This window comes from Klebsiella sp. JB_Kp042 (assembly GCF_040065275.1).
Classification (GTDB): Bacteria; Pseudomonadota; Gammaproteobacteria; order Enterobacterales; family Enterobacteriaceae; genus Klebsiella; species Klebsiella quasipneumoniae.
In genome coordinates, this window is record NZ_JBEAJL010000104.1 from 17597 (window position 1) to 34473 (window position 16877).

Genomic DNA, 16877 nt, shown 5'->3' on the forward strand with positions numbered 1-16877 from the left:
CAACCTGCGTTCGGACCCATGGTTTATACATCCGGGACGATTAACGATTCATGGCTCTACACAACAGAAAGCTCTCTTTCACGACGCCGATCGTCGTGGGGTTTGCCGGCATCTTGCTCAGTTTTATGCTGATCGCTATTTTTGTCACCCTGGCGCAGCGAAAAGATTTTCTTGAAGATTATCACGACATTAACCGCAACTTTACCCACAACCTGGCGATCAACTACACGGAAACCCTGCTGCGGGAAAATGATTTTATTCTTGGGCGCGCGGTCGCCTTCTTTGCCCGCAATGACGAACTGAATCGCGCAGTCAATGTGGAACCGGAGAAAGGGTTAACGACGCTGATGCAGTTACAGAACATGATGCCGAGCGTCTCATCCATCTCGCTGGCGGATACCGAGGGCCACTATCTGCGCGCCCCGGAGGTGCTGGAAAATGAAGACAGTCAGGCTTTCGATCCCAGAACGCGGCCCTGGTTTATCAAACAGGCGGAAGCCAGCACCTTCAGCCACTACACCAGCCCATATATGGATTTTTTTACCCACCATCCGACGATTACCATTTTCAAACCCATCATCACCCCGGAGGGGAAACTCAAGGGCAGCCTGGCCTTTCATCTCGATCTCACCTCCATGGGGTTCGCGCTGCGCCAGATGGTGGCCCCCATACAGGGCGAGTTTTTTGTGGTGCAGCGTGATGGCAAAGTGGTCCTGCACTCCGACCCTGGCGCACTGTTTAAACCCTTCGTCAGTAATGAGCTGATGGATAAAATGACCAGCGGCGAGGGGCAGCTTTACGATCCCGGGAACGACACCTGGTATTACTATTACTCCTTTACCAATCCCGACTGGTTTGTGATTTTCCGTGTCGATAACACCACCCTGGTTAATCTGACGCGCCATGAAACCAATTTAGTGATCGGCGGTTTCGCCCTCGCGGCGATCATCATCATCCTGTTTGGCCTTTATCTGCGTCATGCCTCCCGCACCGTGCTGATGAATATCATCAATGCGATTAAAACCGGCGACGTCAAACGCGCCCCACGCCTCGAGGCGATGCTGAGTAAAGCCATTGAAACCAATAAGCAGCGCGAACTGACCTACGTCCGCCAGGCGACCATTGACGCGCTCACCGGCTGCAAGAACCGCCGCGCCTTCGACAGCGATATTGCCGCGCTGATGAACGATCATCAGCCGTTCGCCCTCGCGCTGGTCGATATCGATAACTTTAAATCGATCAACGACACCTGGGGTCACCTCAACGGCGATATCGTTCTGCGTAACGTCGCCCGCGAAGGGCTGCAGGTCCTCCAGCCGCTGGAGATATCCCTCTATCGCTATGGTGGTGAAGAGTTCGCGGTGGTCTTTCCTGCCGAACATATTGATAACGCCCGCACGCTGCTGGAAACATGGCGGGTAAACGTCGAACGGCGCACCTGGCGCGAAGATGGCCTGACGGTCACCTTCAGCGCCGGGCTGGGGGAATGGAACATGGAGCCGCTGGATAAACTGGTGGTGAGCGTCGATGAAGCGCTGTACAAAGCCAAACAGCAGGGTAAAAACCGTATCCTGCGCGCCTAGGACTTTAGCGCCGCAACCGCCCACTTCGGTGGGCTTTTTTATTTTTTCCGGCAAAAATGAAACCGGTTTCAATTTTTGTGTGATGACTTACACACAATCACGGTAAAGCGGTTGTCGCATCGCCAGGGCCGCGATAAACATAAGACATCACGGAACACAAGGGCCACTGACTATGAAGAATATCGTTTTGTGCTGTGCCGCCGGTATGTCTACCAGCATGCTGGTTCAGCGTATGCAAGATGCCGCGCAGAAGAAAGGTGTTGAGGTCTCAATCAAGGCCGTACCGGTCGCCGAGTTTAAAGATAATCTGGCCGCCGCCGACATTATTCTGCTCGGCCCGCAGGTGAAATATGAGCAGGCGAAGCTGCAGGCGCTGGCCGACCCGTTCGGCAAAAAGGTCGCCGTGATCGATATGATGGACTACGGCATGATGAAAGGTGATGCCGTTCTGGATAAAGCCCTTAAGATGCTGGAGTAATCGATGGAAGATTTAGAAACGATCATCATGGAGCTGCTGGTTAACGCGGGTTCCGCGCGCAGCGCGGCGCTGACGGCGCTACAGCTGGCGCGGAAAGGCGATTTTGCCGCAGCGGAGCAGGCCATGGCCGAGTCCCATGAGTTCGTCAAACATGCGCATAAAATTCAGACCCAGCTTATCGGCCTGGATGAAGGCAGCGGTAAGTTACCGGTCAACCTGATCACCGTGCATTCTCAGGACCATCTGATGAACGCCATGGTCATTCAGGATCTGGCGACCGATATGATTGAACTATACCGTCGCCTGCCCCTCGCGCAATAATCTCTCGAACTGAACGGGCGTCGCTGCCGGCGCCCGTCCCCGCTTACAGAAAGCCGTACATCGCAGCGAATACCCAGCCAAAAACGCAGGAGACGCCAACGCCGATGAGCCCGGGCAGGATAAAGCTGTGGTTAATCACAAAGCGGCCAATATGGGTGGTCCCTGAGCGGTCAAACTGGATCGCCGCCAGATCGCTGGGGTAGGTCGGCAGAATATAGTAGCCATAGCAGGCCGGCGCAGAAGCCACGATATAGGCCGGGTCGACGCCGATGGCCAGGGCCACCGGAACAATCGCCGCCAGCGCTGCCGCCTGCGAGTTTACAAACTTCGAAACCAGCAGCAGCACGATGGCATAGGCCCATGGATACTCTTTGACCATCTCCCCGAGCACCCCTTTAATTTCGGTCATGTGAGCGCCAAACATGGTCTCCGCCATCCAGGCGATGCCGTACACCGCGACGATAGCGATCATTCCCGAACGAAAGACCTCATTTTTGGAAATCGATGCCGGGTTGGTTTTAGTAATGATGATGATCAGCGCCCCGGAGAGCAGCATAAACATCTGGATCACCAGCACCATCGACAGCGGTTTACCGTCAAAGGTCGGACGCAGTTCAGAGAAGGCGCCGAGCAGCGCCACCACAGCGATGGAGGCCAGAAAAATCCACATCGCTATCCAGTTGCTGGTGGGCAACTTTCTATCCAGCAGCGTCGCCGTATCGCCATAGACGTAATGGCGGTTCTCCGGTACCGCAATAAACGCCTGGAAGGCTTCGTCTTTATCCAGATCTTTGCCACGGAACCAGCTGAAGATGCCGATGGCTAAAATGCCCAGCAGCGTGGAAGGAATGGTTATCGCCAGCAGATCGAGAAACTCGAGATGTTTACCGTTAAAGGTAAAATTCCCCAGCATCGCCACCAGCGAGACCACCGCCACCGAGACCGGGCTGGCGATGATCCCCATCTGGGCGCCAATGGAGCTGGCGGCCATCGGACGCTCCGGGCGAATGTTATTCTTAATCGCCACATCGTAGATAATCGGCAGGATGGTATACACCACGTGACCGGTACCGCAGAGGATAGTCAGCGTGCAGGTGACGAAAGGCGCCACAATAGAGACATATTTTGGGTTTCGCCGCAGCAGCTTCTCGGCAATCTGCAGCATGACATCCAGGCCGCCGGACGCCTGCAGCGTCGCCGAGGCGGCCACCACCGCAATGATCACCAGCATCACATCAACCGGCGGTTTACCCGGCTGGAGATGAAAAACAAAGACGAGGATCACTAAACCGATGCCGCCCAGCAGCCCCAGCGCAATACCGCCTTTTCGGGCACCATAAAACAGACAAATTAAGATAATAATGAGTTGTATCGCGAATTCCATGCAGCCCCCAGAGCCTGTCCGCTCAGACCTAAAGTAATGATCCCTACCTGCTTCCGGGATTATTTCTGCGCCTTGTTGGGGGAAGCATGAGATGCAGCGATCCCTCTCCAGAGCCGTCGCGCCGAAGATAAAGCAGCAGCAGTAATCCCATGATTCATCAGGTATTTTGAATATATCCTCTTTGAATTGTTTATTTTTTGATATGAGTAGAAGTTTTACCCATATATAAAGAAAGGTTTTTGAGGTGCAAGGCTAAAGGATATTTTTTATGAATTAATTGCTAAAAAATTGCATCCTGGATATGGCGTAAATGTAATTAAAGACGGGGACTGCGGAGAACAGGCAATAAAAAAGCCGGTCAGGAAACCTGACCGGCTTTTTAGCAGTGCATCAACGATTAATCGTTGTCAGAACCGCCCAGACCTGCGTTGAGCAGCTCTGCCAGGTTGGCAGATGCTTCTTCCACGCTCACCTGCGGTGCCGCCGGCAGTTCGCCAGCAGCGCGACGGCGCATACGATCCTGGTGGTACGCATAACCGGTACCGGCCGGGATCAGACGACCCACGATGACGTTCTCTTTCAGACCGCGCAGTTCGTCGCGTTTGCCCGCAACGGCTGCTTCGGTCAGCACGCGAGTGGTCTCCTGGAACGATGCCGCGGAGATGAAGGACTCGGTGGCCAGAGACGCTTTGGTGATACCCAGCAGATCGCGGGAGAACGTTGCGCCCACTTTGCCGTTCGCTTCCAGTTCGCGGTTCGCGATCTTGACGCGGGAGTATTCCACCTGCTCGCCTTCGAGGAAGTCGGAGCTGCCTGCGCTTTCGATGGTGGCTTTACGCAGCATCTGACGAACGATAACTTCGATGTGTTTATCGTTAATCTTAACGCCCTGCAGACGGTATACGTCCTGGACTTCGTTAACAATGTAACGGGTCACAGCATGTACGCCACGCAGACGCAGAATGTCGTGCGGTGCTTCCGGACCGTCGGAAACTACGTCACCACGTTCTACACGTTCACCTTCGAACACGTTGAGCTGACGCCATTTCGGAATCATCTCTTCGTACGGCTCGCTACCGTCTACCGGGGTGATAACCAGGCGACGTTTCCCTTTGGTTTCTTTACCGAAGGAAATGATACCGCTGATTTCAGCCAGGATAGCCGGCTCTTTCGGACGACGTGCTTCGAACAGGTCCGCAACGCGCGGCAGACCACCGGTGATGTCCTTGGTACCGCCGGATTCCTGCGGAATACGCGCCAGGGTGTCACCAGAGCTGATCTGTACGCCATCTTCCAGCTGAACAATCGCTTTACCCGGCAGGAAGTACTGAGCAGGCATATCGGTACCTGGGATCAGAACGTCGTTGCCCTGAGCATCAACGATTTTCAGCGCCGGACGCAGATCTTTACCACCTGCGGTACGTTCTGCAGAGTCCAGAACCACCAGCGAAGACAGACCGGTCAGCTCGTCGGTCTGACGAGTAATGGTCTGGCCGTCGATCATGTCAGTGAAGCGGATAAAACCACTCACTTCGGTGATAACCGGCATGGTGTGCGGATCCCAGTTTGCGACGGTTTCACCGCCGGCAACCTGCTCACCGTCGCCTTTCGCCATAACCGCACCGTAAGGCACTTTATAGCTCTCTTTGGTACGACCGAATTCGTCGATCAGCTTCAGCTCGGTGTTACGAGAAGTGATAACCAGTTTACCGCTGGAGTTCACAACCGACTTCGCGTTGCTGAGCTTGATGCTACCTTTGTTTTTCACCTGGATGCTGGATTCAGCAGCCGCACGAGATGCCGCACCACCGATGTGGAACGTACGCATCGTCAGCTGTGTACCCGGCTCACCGATGGACTGTGCCGCGATAACGCCGATAGCCTCACCTTTGTTGATGATGTGGCCACGCGCCAGGTCACGACCATAGCAGTGCGCACATACACCAAAGTCGGTGTCACAGGATACAACGGAACGCACTTTGACGGAGTCAACGGAGTTCGCTTCCAGCAGGTCACACCAGTGCTCGTGCAGCAGCGTGTTGCGTGGAACCAGAATATCCGCAGTACCCGGCTTCAGCACGTCTTCCGCCGTCACACGACCCAGTACGCGATCGCGCAGCGGCTCTTTAACGTCGCCACCTTCGATAACCGGCGTCATAGTGATGCCTTCCAGGGTGCCGCAGTCGTCTTCAGTGACGACCAGGTCCTGGGCAACGTCGACCAGACGACGAGTCAGGTAACCGGAGTTCGCTGTTTTCAGTGCGGTATCCGCCAGACCTTTACGCGCACCGTGCGTGGAGATGAAGTACTGGAGTACGTTCAGACCTTCACGGAAGTTCGCGGTGATCGGCGTTTCGATGATGGAGCCATCCGGCTTCGCCATCAGACCACGCATACCGGCCAGCTGACGAATCTGTGCAGCAGAACCACGCGCACCGGAGTCGGCCATCATGTAGATGCTGTTGAAGGAAACCTGCTGCTCTTCCTGACCGTCACGGTTAATCACGGTTTCGGTTTGCAGGTTATCCATCATCGCTTTGGATACACGATCGTTCGCCGCAGCCCAGATATCGATAACTTTGTTATAGCGTTCGCCCGCGGTCACCAGACCGGACTGGAACTGTTCCTGAATCTCAGCAACTTCCGCTTCCGCTTCGCTGATGATTTCGTATTTTTTCTCCGGGATGACCATGTCATCGATACCAACGGATGCACCGGAACGCGCTGCGTAAGCAAAGCCGGTGTACATCGTCTGGTCCGCGAAAATAACGGTCGGTTTCAGGCCCAGAATACGGTAACAGGTGTTCAGCATCTTGGAGATCGCTTTCTTACCAAGCGCCTGGTTCACGATAGAGAACGGCAGACCTTTCGGTACGATCATCCACAGAATGGCACGGCCAACGGTCGTGTCTTTCAGGCTGGTTTTCGCGACAAACTCACCATTGTCGTCTTTTTCGTATTCAGTGATACGCACTTTAACGCGCGCATGCAGAGAGGCCAGGCCGGCGCGATAAATACGCTCAGCTTCTTTCGGGCCAGTCAGCACCATGCCTTCGCCTTTGGCGTTAACACTGTCACGGGTCATGTAGTACAGACCCAGTACAACGTCCTGAGACGGAACGATGATTGGTTCGCCGTTCGCCGGGGACAGGATGTTGTTGGTAGACATCATCAGCGCACGCGCTTCCAGCTGGGCTTCCAGCGTCAGCGGTACGTGAACAGCCATCTGGTCACCATCGAAGTCGGCGTTGTATGCCGCACAAACCAGCGGGTGCAGCTGGATGGCTTTACCTTCGATCAGAACCGGTTCGAATGCCTGGATACCCAGACGGTGCAGGGTCGGCGCACGGTTCAGCAGGACCGGGTGTTCACGGATAACTTCGTCCAGGATATCCCAAACGACAGCTTCTTCGCGCTCAACCATCTTCTTAGCGGCTTTGATGGTGGTGGCCAGGCCACGCAGTTCCAGCTTGCCGTAGATGAACGGTTTGAACAGCTCCAGCGCCATTTTCTTCGGCAGACCGCACTGATGCAGACGCAGGTATGGACCTACGGTGATAACAGAACGACCGGAGTAGTCAACACGCTTACCGAGCAGGTTCTGACGGAAACGACCCTGTTTACCTTTGATCATATCGGCCAAAGATTTCAGAGGACGTTTGTTAGAACCGGTGATCGCACGACCGCGACGACCGTTGTCCAGCAGGGCGTCAACCGCTTCCTGCAGCATACGTTTTTCGTTGCGTACGATGATATCCGGCGCAGCCAGATCCAGCAGACGTTTCAGACGGTTGTTACGGTTGATCACGCGACGATACAGATCGTTGAGGTCAGACGTCGCGAAACGACCGCCATCCAGCGGAACCAGCGGACGCAGATCTGGCGGCAGTACCGGCAGAACGGTCAGGATCATCCACTCCGGCTTGTTGCCAGACTGTACGAAGGCTTCCAGCAGCTTGATGCGCTTGGTCAGCTTTTTACGCTTGGTTTCGGAGTTGGTTTCGTTCAGCTCTTCACGCAGCTGCTCGCATTCTTGCTCCAAATCCATATTGCGCAGCAGCGCCTGGATCGCTTCCGCACCCATCTTCGCGTCGAATTCGTCACCGAACTCTTCCAGCGCGTCCAGGTACTGTTCTTCAGTCAGAATCTGGTTGCGTTCGAGGTTGGTCATGCCACCTTCGATAACCACATAGGATTCAAAGTACAGTACACGTTCGATATCGCGCAGCGGCATATCCAGCAGCAGGCCGATACGGGACGGCAGGGATTTCAGGAACCAGATGTGCGCAGTCGGACATGCCAGCTCAATGTGGCCCATGCGCTCACGACGCACTTTAGTCTGGGTCACTTCAACGCCGCACTTCTCACAGATCACACCGCGGTGTTTCAGGCGCTTGTACTTACCGCACAGGCACTCATAGTCTTTTACCGGCCCAAAGATACGGGCGCAGAAAAGGCCGTCACGCTCAGGTTTGAACGTACGGTAGTTAATGGTTTCCGGCTTTTTAACTTCACCGAAAGACCATGAACGGATCATGTCTGGCGAAGCCAGAGCAATTTTGATCGCATCAAACTCTTCGGTTTTAGTTTGCGCTTTCAGAAACTTTAATAAGTCTTTCACGGATTTGCTCCCGTCGGAGTTAGCACATTCCGCTGCCGGGCGTTAACCCGGCAGCAGTGACCTGTTTGAGCGAGAATTACTCGTCTTCCAGTTCGATGTTGATGCCCAGCGAGCGAATTTCTTTCAACAGTACGTTGAAGGATTCCGGCATGCCCGGTTCCATCTGGTGATTGCCGTCCACGATGTTTTTATACATCTTGGTACGACCGTTCACGTCATCAGACTTAACGGTGAGCATTTCCTGCAGGGTGTAGGCTGCGCCGTATGCTTCCAGCGCCCACACTTCCATCTCACCGAAGCGCTGACCACCGAACTGCGCCTTACCACCCAGCGGCTGCTGAGTCACCAGGCTGTAAGAACCGGTGGAACGCGCGTGCATTTTGTCGTCGACCAGGTGGTTCAGTTTCAGCATGTACATGTAACCCACGGTTACCGGACGCTCGAACTGCTCACCGGTGCGGCCGTCGAACAGGGTGATCTGACCGGAAGTCGGCAGGTCGCCCAGCTGCAGCAGCGCTTTAATTTCCGCTTCTTTCGCACCGTCGAACACCGGCGTTGCGATCGGCATACCTTTGCGCAGGTTTTCAGCCAGACGCAGAACTTCTTCATCGCTGAAGGTATTCAGGTCAACTTTCTGACGAACGTCAGCGCCCAGATCGTAGGCACGCTGGATGAACTCGCGCAGTTTCGCGACTTCCTGCTGCTGTTTCAGCATGGCGTTGATCTTATCGCCGATGCCTTTCGCAGCCATACCCAGGTGAGTTTCCAGGATCTGACCGATGTTCATACGAGACGGTACGCCCAGCGGGTTCAGGACGATATCTACCGGCGTACCGTTAGCATCGTGCGGCATATCTTCGATCGGGTTGATCTTAGAGATAACACCCTTGTTACCGTGACGACCTGCCATCTTGTCACCAGGCTGGATACGGCGTTTAACGGCCAGGTATACCTTAACAATCTTCAGCACGCCCGGTGCCAGATCGTCGCCTTGGGTGATTTTGCGGCGTTTCGCTTCGAGTTTTTTCTCGAACTCGTGTTTCAGTTCGTCGTACTGCTCAGCCAGTTGTTCCAGCTGATTTTGTTTCTCTTCGTCAGTCAGGCCCAGTTCCAGCCAGCGATCGCGCGGCAGTTTGTCGAGCTTCTCAGCTTCAACGCCACCGGAGACCAGCACCGCGTAGATACGACTGAACAGACCGGCTTCGAGGATCTGCAGTTCTTCAGACAGGTCTTTTTTGGCCTGCTTCAGCTGCATCTCTTCGATTTCCAGCGCACGTTTGTCTTTTTCTACGCCGTCACGGGTAAAGACCTGAACGTCGATAACGGTACCAGAGACACCGTTCGGTACGCGCAGAGAAGAGTCTTTAACGTCAGACGCTTTCTCACCGAAGATCGCACGCAGCAGTTTCTCTTCCGGCGTCAGCTGGGTTTCACCTTTCGGAGTAACCTTACCAACCAGAATGTCGCCGCCGGTCACTTCCGCACCGATATAAACGATACCGGACTCATCCAGTTTGGAGAGCGCAGCTTCACCCACGTTCGGGATGTCAGCGGTGATCTCTTCCGGCCCCAGCTTGGTGTCACGGGACACGCACGCCAGTTCCTGAATGTGGATAGTGGTGAAACGGTCTTCCTGGACAACACGCTCGGAAACGAGGATGGAGTCTTCGAAGTTGTAGCCGTTCCACGGCATGAACGCGACGCGCATGTTCTGACCCAGCGCCAGCTCACCGAGGTCGGTGGACGGGCCGTCGGCCAGCACGTCGCCGCGCTCGATAGGTTCGCCCAGGGACACGCAAGGCATCTGGTTGATGCAGGTGTTCTGGTTAGAACGGGTGTATTTGGTCAGGTTATAGATGTCGATACCCGCTTCGCCCGGGTACATCTCGTCTTCGTTAACTTTGATAACGATACGGGAAGCATCCACGTACTGAACGGTACCGCCGCGCTTAGCAACGGCAGTAACGCCGGAGTCGACGGCTACAGCACGTTCCATACCGGTACCAACCAGCGGCTTATCAGCGCGCAGAGTCGGAACGGCCTGACGTTGCATGTTCGCACCCATCAATGCACGGTTGGCGTCATCGTGTTCCAGGAACGGGATCAGGGACGCACCGACGGATACCACCTGCTGGGTGGATACGTCCATGTAGTCAACCTGGTCGCGGCTGAACAAGCTGGATTCGCCTTTGCTACGGCAGGTCACCAGATCTTCTACGAAGTGGCCGTTTTCATCCAGGTTGGAGTTCGCCTGAGCGATAACGTAGTTGCCTTCTTCGATAGCAGACAGGTAGTGAATTTCGTCGGTAACCACACCGTCGGTCACTTTACGATACGGCGTCTCAAGGAAGCCATATTCGTTGGTCTGCGCGTATACGGACAGGGAGTTGATCAGACCGATGTTCGGACCTTCAGGCGTTTCGATTGGACATACGCGACCGTAGTGAGTCGGGTGTACGTCTCGAACTTCGAAGCCTGCGCGCTCACGGGTCAGACCGCCTGGGCCGAGTGCGGAGATACGACGTTTGTGCGTGATCTCAGACAGCGGGTTGTTCTGGTCCATAAACTGAGACAGCTGGCTGGAACCAAAGAACTCTTTCACTGCTGCGGAAATCGGCTTGGCGTTGATCATATCCTGAGGCATCAGGGTATCCAGATCGCCCAGAGACAGACGCTCTTTCACCGCACGTTCTACACGTACCAGGCCAACGCGGAACTGGTTTTCCGCCATTTCGCCAACGGAACGGATACGACGGTTGCCGAGGTGGTCGATATCGTCCACTTCGCCTTTACCGTTACGGATATCGATGAGCTTCTTCATCACTTCGATGATGTCGTCTTTGCTCAGGATACCGGAACCTTCGATTTCGTCGCGCAGCAGAGAACGGTTGAACTTCATACGACCAACCGCGGACAGATCGTAGCGGTCTTCGGAGAAGAACAGGTTCTCAAACAGGCTTTCAGCGGCTTCACGAGTCGGCGGCTCGCCAGGGCGCATCATGCGGTAGATTTCTACCAGCGCGCTCAGACGATCGTTAGTCGGGTCGACGCGTACCGTTTCAGAGATGTATGGACCGTGGTCCAGATCGTTGGTAAACAGCGTTTCGATGCGCTTGTGGCCAGACTGGCTCAGCTTAGCCAGCAGATCCAGGCTCAGCTCCATGTTCGCCGGGCAGATCAGTTCGCCAGTCGCTTCATCGATATAGTCTTTAGCCGCCACTTTGCCCGCGATATATTCAACCGGCACTTCGATATGCTTGATATCGTCTTTTTCCAGCTGACGGATATGGCGAGCCGTGATGCGACGGCCTTTCTCAACGTACACTTTGCCGTTGGCTTCGATATCGAAGGAGGCGGTTTCACCGCGCAGACGCTCCGGAATCAGCTCCATCTGCAGCTTGTTGTCGCGAATTTCAAAGACCACTTTTTCGAAGAACAGGTCAAGGATCTGCTCAGTGGTGTAATTCAGCGCGCGCAGGATGATGGTAGCCGGCAGCTTACGACGACGGTCGATACGAACGAACAGGTTGTCTTTCGGGTCGAATTCGAAGTCCAGCCAGGAACCGCGGTAAGGGATGATACGTGCGTTATACAGAACCTTACCGGATGAGTGAGTCTTACCTTTGTCACTGTCAAAGAAGACGCCCGGGCTACGGTGCAGCTGAGAAACGATAACACGCTCGGTACCGTTGATGACGAAGGTACCGTTGTCGGTCATGAGCGGGATTTCGCCCATGTAGACTTCTTGTTCTTTAATGTCTTTGACGGTGCCTTCCGGCGCTTCGCGCTCGTAGATCACCAGACGCAGTTTTACGCGCAGCGGTGCAGAGTAAGTCACGCCACGGATCTGACATTCTTTAACGTCAAAAACCGGTTCGCCCAGACGGTAGCTGACGTATTGCAGCTCGGAATTACCGCTGTAGCTCTGAATCGGGAACACGGAACGGAAAGCAGCTTCCAGACCGTACTGCCCTTCAGGATCTTGCTCGATAAACTTCTGGAACGAGTCAAGCTGGATAGAAAGGAGATATGGCACATCCAGAACTTGTGGACGTTTACCAAAATCCTTACGAATACGTTTTTTCTCGGTATAGGAGTAAACCATAGGGTTCCTCAGCTCGCTGACAAGTCGACCCATCTGCCCGCAGAGGGCAGTTTTTTATGCAACACTATTTTGTTGACCGGAAAATGGAACACTTTCCGCAATGCCTGTTGCTATCACGCTTAAACCATTTCATTGCGATTTACACAGCCCAGGAACCCTAACCTGTCGCAGTATATTAAGTCGTCGATAGAAACAAGCATTGAGAGGCAAACCAGTAGTCAAACAGCGTGAAACGCTACTGGCGCCTTACAGCGCAAAAAGGCTGGTGACCAAAAAGTCACCAGCCTCAGCCTGATTTCTCAGGCTGCAACCGGAAGGGTTGGCTTATTTAACTTCAACTTCAGCGCCAGCTTCTTCCAGAGATTTTTTCAGAGCTTCAGCGTCGTCTTTGCTGATGCCTTCTTTCAGTGCAGCCGGAGCAGATTCTACCAGGTCTTTAGCTTCTTTCAGACCCAGGCCAGTCGCGCCACGTACTGCTTTGATAACAGCAACTTTGTTAGCGCCAGCAGCTTTCAGAATTACGTCGAATTCAGTTTTTTCTTCAGCAGCTTCAACCGGGCCAGCAGCTACAGCTACAGCAGCAGCAGCGGAAACACCGAATTTTTCTTCCATTGCAGAGATCAGCTCAACAACGTCCATTACGGACATAGCGGATACTGCTTCAATGATTTGATCTTTAGTGATAGACATTTAAATTGTTCCTGAATATCAGAATAAGTTTATACGTAAGCGAATGCTTTACAATGATAACTGCGATTAAGCAGCTTCTTTCGCATCGCGTACAGCAGCCAGAGTACGAACCAGTTTGCCAGCCGAAGCTTCTTTCATGGTTGCCATCAGGCGTGCAATTGCTTCTTCGTAGGTCGGCAGAGTTGCCAGGCGGTCGATCTGCGACGCCGGGATCAGCTCACCTTCAAAGGCAGCGGCTTTGACCTCAAATTTTGCATTCGCTTTCGCGAACTCTTTGAACAGACGAGCAGCAGCGCCCGGGTGTTCCATAGAGTATGCAATCAGGGTCGGACCAACAAACGTGTCTTTCAGGCACTCGAACTGAGTACCTTCAACGACGCGGCGCAGCAGGGTGTTACGAACAACACGCATGTATACGCCAGCTTCACGACCTGCTTTACGCAGTTCAGTCATTTTATCTACAGTTACGCCACGGGAATCCGCAACTACTGCAGACAGCGCGCCTTTGGCTACTTCGCTGACTTCAGCAACAATCGCTTGTTTGTCTTGAAGATTTAAAGCCATTAGCTTTGCTCCTGGATGTTTGCCAGAGCCTATGCCCTGGAACTCACTTCACTCAATTCAACGAAAAGAGCGTCTAAATACGGTGAGCAGAAACAAGCCAGAATATCCAAAAATAATCTTAGCGTTCTGTCACCGTCTACGCAGGGGATTAAGTTTCTTGCGAAACACCTGCGGTCTTCGACGGAGGCCTGGATAGGCCAGGCTCCAACGAACAATTCGGTTACCTGCTAACCATCGTTAGCAAACGTGGGCGAAGATTGTAGACAAATTCGCCGCCCACGTAAAGGCATTAGTTTGCAGAAGCGTTCAGGCCAGCCTGATCTACTGCAACACCTGCACCCATGGTGGTGGAGATGCTAACTTTCTTGATGTACACGCCTTTCGCCTGAGTCGGTTTTGCTTTTTTCAGCGCAACCAGCAGAGCTTCCAGGTTTTCTTTCAGTTTGTCAGCATCAAAGTCCACTTTACCGATGGTGGTGTGGATGATGCCGTTTTTGTCGTTACGGTAACGAACCTGACCTGCTTTCGCGTTTTTAACCGCTTCAGCAACGTTCGGAGTTACGGTACCCACTTTCGGGTTCGGCATCAGGCCACGCGGACCCAGAACCTGACCCAGCTGGCCAACAACGCGCATTGCATCCGGGGAAGCAATAACAACGTCAAAGTTCATTTCGCCTTTTTTGATCTGCTCAGCCAGATCTTCCATACCTACCAGCTCAGCGCCTGCAGCTTTAGCAGCTTCAGCGTTTGCGCCCTGGGTAAATACGGCTACGCGAACGGAACGGCCAGTACCGTGCGGCAGTACAGTTGCGCCACGGACGTTCTGGTCAGATTTACGCGCGTCGATGCCGAGGTTAACGGCAACGTCTACGCTTTCGGTAAATTTAGCGGTGGCCAGCTCTTTCAGCAGAGCGATGGCTTCGTTGATGTCGTACTGTTTAGTTGCATCAACTTTCTCACGGATCACGCGCATGCGCTTGGTCAGTTTAGCCATTTCTTAGTCCTCCACTACCAGGCCCATGGAACGTGCAGTACCTTCGATGGAGCGAGTCATCGCTTCAATGTCGGCACCAGTCATGTCGGCAGCTTTGGTCTGCGCGATTTCCTGCAGCTGAGCGCGGGAGATTTTACCCACTTTATCTTTGTTCGGCTTACCGGAACCAGACTTGATGCCTGCAGCTTTCTTCAGCAGAACAGCAGCCGGCGGAGTCTTGGTAACAAAGGTAAAGGAACGGTCAGCGTAAACGGTGATAACAACCGGGATCGGCAGACCTTTCTCCAGGGAATCAGTTTTGGCGTTGAACGCTTTGCAGAATTCCATGATGTTCACGCCCTGCTGACCCAGTGCTGGGCCGACCGGCGGGCTCGGGTTCGCCATACCAGCTGCAACCTGCAGCTTGACGTAGGCTTGGACTTTCTTAGCCATTCTTAAATCCTCAAATTGGGTATTAACGCTTCAGAGAAGCTCCCCGTGATTAAACATCGTTTTACGGGCCGGGCCCATAAAAACAAAAGGCGCGAAATTGTATGCCAATTTCGCGCCCTATGCAACGATTAAATCGCTGCTTTTTTGATCGCCGGCTTACGCCTTCTCAACCTGGCTGAAGTCCAGTTCTACCGGGGTCGCACGACCGAAGATAGAAACGGAAACTTTCAGGCGGGACTTCTCATAGTCCACTTCTTCCACCACGCCGTTAAAGTCAGCGAACGGACCGTCGTTAACGCGAACCATTTCACCCGGTTCAAACAGCGTTTTCGGACGCGGCTTATCGCCAACCTGCTGCAGACGATTCATGATGGCGTCGACTTCTTTGTCGCTGATCGGCGCCGGACGGTCAGAGGTACCGCCGATGAAGCCCATCACGCGCGGTACGCTGCGCACCAGGTGCCAGCTTGCGTCGTTCATGACCATCTGGACCAGAACGTAGCCCGGGAAGAATTTACGTTCGCTTTTGCGACGCTGGCCGCCACGGATCTCAACCACTTCTTCGGTCGGGACCATGACTTCGCCAAATAACTCTTCCATGTTGTGTAATTTGATATGTTCACGCAGCGACGTGGCTACGCGACCTTCAAAACCGGAAAACGCCTGAACGACGTACCAGCGCTTTTTAGGAGCTTCAGACATCTCAGAACCTCAGGCCAGTGATAAAGGAGACCAGGCGAACCAGAATACCATCCAGTCCCCACAGGATCAGTGACATTACTGCAGTCACGGCAGCAACAATCAGCGTAGTATGCAGCGTTTCCTGGCGAGTCGGCCAAATCACTTTACGAACTTCGGTTCTCGCTTCGCGAGCAAAAGCAACGGTCGCCTTACCTTTCGTCGTCAACAGCGCGACGCCACCGGCAGCAGCAATAAGAATAACCACGGCCAGCGCACGCACCGCCAGCATAATGTCGCGATAAAGGAAGTTGCCCACGATCGCCACGATCAGCAGCACGGCAACGATAATCCACTTCATCGCTTCCAGGCCGCGCCCGCTCCCTTGAGCTTCGGTATTCGCACTCATAAACCAACCTGTCAGAAGTATTCTACAAACAATTTCACCCCGCGGGGGCGAGGCGATCCAAACCGAAATTAAGTTTCGGATTATACACTTAACTATTCAAATTGCTTCAACGCTGACGGTTCTGTCGCCCCTGCCCTGCTGTTGCAAAGAAGGATACTGATTTGCCGTCGCACTACCGCTCGAATGGTTTGGTGTATAAACGCCCTCTTCAGAGCCTGTCTCAGCAATGATTATGACAAATAAAATCACTGATGAGCCAGGTTCTGGTGTGAAAGCGTGCAAAAAGGGCATCAAATGATGCCCTTTTATTGCGCATTGCGTCAAATGTTATCAGCGATTAGCCGAGAACTTTAGCAACCACGCCCGCGCCAACGGTACGACCGCCTTCACGGATTGCGAAACGCAGACCATCGTCCATCGCGATCGGGTGGATCAGGGTAACAACCATTTTGATGTTGTCGCCCGGCATTACCATCTCTACGCCTTCCGGCAGTTCGATGGTGCCAGTCACGTCAGTAGTACGGAAGTAGAACTGCGGACGGTAGCCTTTGAAGAACGGAGTGTGACGGCCGCCTTCGTCTTTGGACAGAATGTACACTTCAGATTCGAACTTGGTGT

12 protein-coding genes and 1 pseudogene are annotated in these 16877 nt (G+C 53.8%); 3 read left to right on the top strand and 10 right to left on the bottom strand.

What is annotated here, in order from left to right; genetic code table 11:
• Window positions 1-50: 50 nt before the first annotated feature.
• The 3 genes from ABLV54_RS22570 to ABLV54_RS22580 all read left to right on the top strand — a co-directional run bounded on the left by ABLV54_RS22570 (window position 51) and on the right by ABLV54_RS22580 (window position 2382).
• Window positions 51-1583: a diguanylate cyclase gene (locus tag ABLV54_RS22570; protein WP_348814230.1), complete on the top strand. Its 1533-nt coding sequence runs from the start codon at window positions 51-53 to the stop codon at window positions 1581-1583.
• Between the two features lie 172 nt (window positions 1584-1755).
• Window positions 1756-2061 carry a PTS sugar transporter subunit IIB gene (locus tag ABLV54_RS22575; protein WP_002884150.1) on the top strand — a complete coding sequence of 102 codons (306 nt, stop codon included), beginning with the start codon at window positions 1756-1758 and terminating at the stop codon, window positions 2059-2061.
• 3 nt (window positions 2062-2064) lie between these two features.
• On the top strand, window positions 2065-2382 hold the full coding sequence (locus ABLV54_RS22580) for a PTS lactose/cellobiose transporter subunit IIA (protein ID WP_004206755.1): 318 nt from the start codon (window positions 2065-2067) through the stop codon (window positions 2380-2382).
• Window positions 2383-2425: 43 nt separating this feature from the next.
• Here the strand turns inward: ABLV54_RS22580 and dcuB are convergent, their stop codons facing one another.
• From dcuB to tuf, 10 genes and pseudogenes are all read right to left on the bottom strand, one after another.
• Window positions 2426-3766, bottom strand: a complete 1341-nt coding sequence (gene dcuB / locus ABLV54_RS22585) for an anaerobic C4-dicarboxylate transporter DcuB (protein ID WP_032454532.1) — start codon at window positions 3764-3766, stop codon at window positions 2426-2428.
• 397 nt (window positions 3767-4163) lie between these two features.
• Complete coding sequence (gene rpoC / locus ABLV54_RS22590; protein ID WP_023291591.1) at window positions 4164-8387, bottom strand: DNA-directed RNA polymerase subunit beta'; 4224 nt, start codon at window positions 8385-8387, stop codon at window positions 4164-4166.
• A 76-nt stretch (window positions 8388-8463) separates the two neighbouring features.
• Window positions 8464-12492: a DNA-directed RNA polymerase subunit beta gene (gene rpoB / locus ABLV54_RS22595; protein WP_004206758.1), complete on the bottom strand. Its 4029-nt coding sequence runs from the start codon at window positions 12490-12492 to the stop codon at window positions 8464-8466.
• Between the two features lie 324 nt (window positions 12493-12816).
• Window positions 12817-13182: a 50S ribosomal protein L7/L12 gene (rplL, locus tag ABLV54_RS22600; RefSeq protein ID WP_002884142.1), complete on the bottom strand. Its 366-nt coding sequence runs from the start codon at window positions 13180-13182 to the stop codon at window positions 12817-12819.
• 66 nt (window positions 13183-13248) lie between these two features.
• Window positions 13249-13746: a 50S ribosomal protein L10 gene (rplJ, locus tag ABLV54_RS22605; RefSeq protein ID WP_001207203.1), complete on the bottom strand. Its 498-nt coding sequence runs from the start codon at window positions 13744-13746 to the stop codon at window positions 13249-13251.
• 289 nt (window positions 13747-14035) lie between these two features.
• Complete coding sequence (rplA, locus tag ABLV54_RS22610; protein WP_002884036.1) at window positions 14036-14740, bottom strand: 50S ribosomal protein L1; 705 nt, start codon at window positions 14738-14740, stop codon at window positions 14036-14038.
• 3 nt (window positions 14741-14743) lie between these two features.
• Window positions 14744-15172 (bottom strand): 50S ribosomal protein L11, encoded by a 429-nt coding sequence (gene rplK / locus ABLV54_RS22615; RefSeq protein ID WP_002884034.1) that lies wholly within the window; start codon window positions 15170-15172, stop codon window positions 14744-14746.
• 156 nt (window positions 15173-15328) lie between these two features.
• Window positions 15329-15874, bottom strand: coding sequence for a transcription termination/antitermination protein NusG (gene nusG / locus ABLV54_RS22620; protein WP_001287521.1), 546 nt, complete (start codon window positions 15872-15874; stop codon window positions 15329-15331).
• 1 nt (window position 15875) lies between these two features.
• A complete protein-coding gene (gene secE / locus ABLV54_RS22625) occupies window positions 15876-16259 on the bottom strand; it encodes a preprotein translocase subunit SecE (protein ID WP_002883772.1) in 384 nt (127 codons plus the stop codon).
• A 337-nt stretch (window positions 16260-16596) separates the two neighbouring features.
• A pseudogene (gene tuf / locus ABLV54_RS22630) lies at window positions 16597-16877 on the bottom strand (elongation factor Tu); the annotation flags it as partial.

What these genes read in the sequence shown, in the direction of transcription:
- dcuB (WP_032454532.1), bottom strand. Translation starts at nt 3,766, where the DNA reads ATGGAATTCGCGATACAACTCATTATTATCTTAATTTGTCTGTTTTAT.
- rpoB (WP_004206758.1), bottom strand. Translation starts at nt 12,492, where the DNA reads ATGGTTTACTCCTATACCGAGAAAAAACGTATTCGTAAGGATTTTGGT.
- ABLV54_RS22580 (WP_004206755.1), top strand. Translation starts at nt 2,065, where the DNA reads ATGGAAGATTTAGAAACGATCATCATGGAGCTGCTGGTTAACGCGGGT.
- rplA (WP_002884036.1), bottom strand. Translation starts at nt 14,740, where the DNA reads ATGGCTAAACTGACCAAGCGCATGCGCGTGATCCGTGAGAAAGTTGAT.
- ABLV54_RS22575 (WP_002884150.1), top strand. Translation starts at nt 1,756, where the DNA reads ATGAAGAATATCGTTTTGTGCTGTGCCGCCGGTATGTCTACCAGCATG.
- rplJ (WP_001207203.1), bottom strand. Translation starts at nt 13,746, where the DNA reads ATGGCTTTAAATCTTCAAGACAAACAAGCGATTGTTGCTGAAGTCAGC.
- rplL (WP_002884142.1), bottom strand. Translation starts at nt 13,182, where the DNA reads ATGTCTATCACTAAAGATCAAATCATTGAAGCAGTATCCGCTATGTCC.
- ABLV54_RS22570 (WP_348814230.1), top strand. Translation starts at nt 51, where the DNA reads ATGGCTCTACACAACAGAAAGCTCTCTTTCACGACGCCGATCGTCGTG.
- secE (WP_002883772.1), bottom strand. Translation starts at nt 16,259, where the DNA reads ATGAGTGCGAATACCGAAGCTCAAGGGAGCGGGCGCGGCCTGGAAGCG.
- rplK (WP_002884034.1), bottom strand. Translation starts at nt 15,172, where the DNA reads ATGGCTAAGAAAGTCCAAGCCTACGTCAAGCTGCAGGTTGCAGCTGGT.
- nusG (WP_001287521.1), bottom strand. Translation starts at nt 15,874, where the DNA reads ATGTCTGAAGCTCCTAAAAAGCGCTGGTACGTCGTTCAGGCGTTTTCC.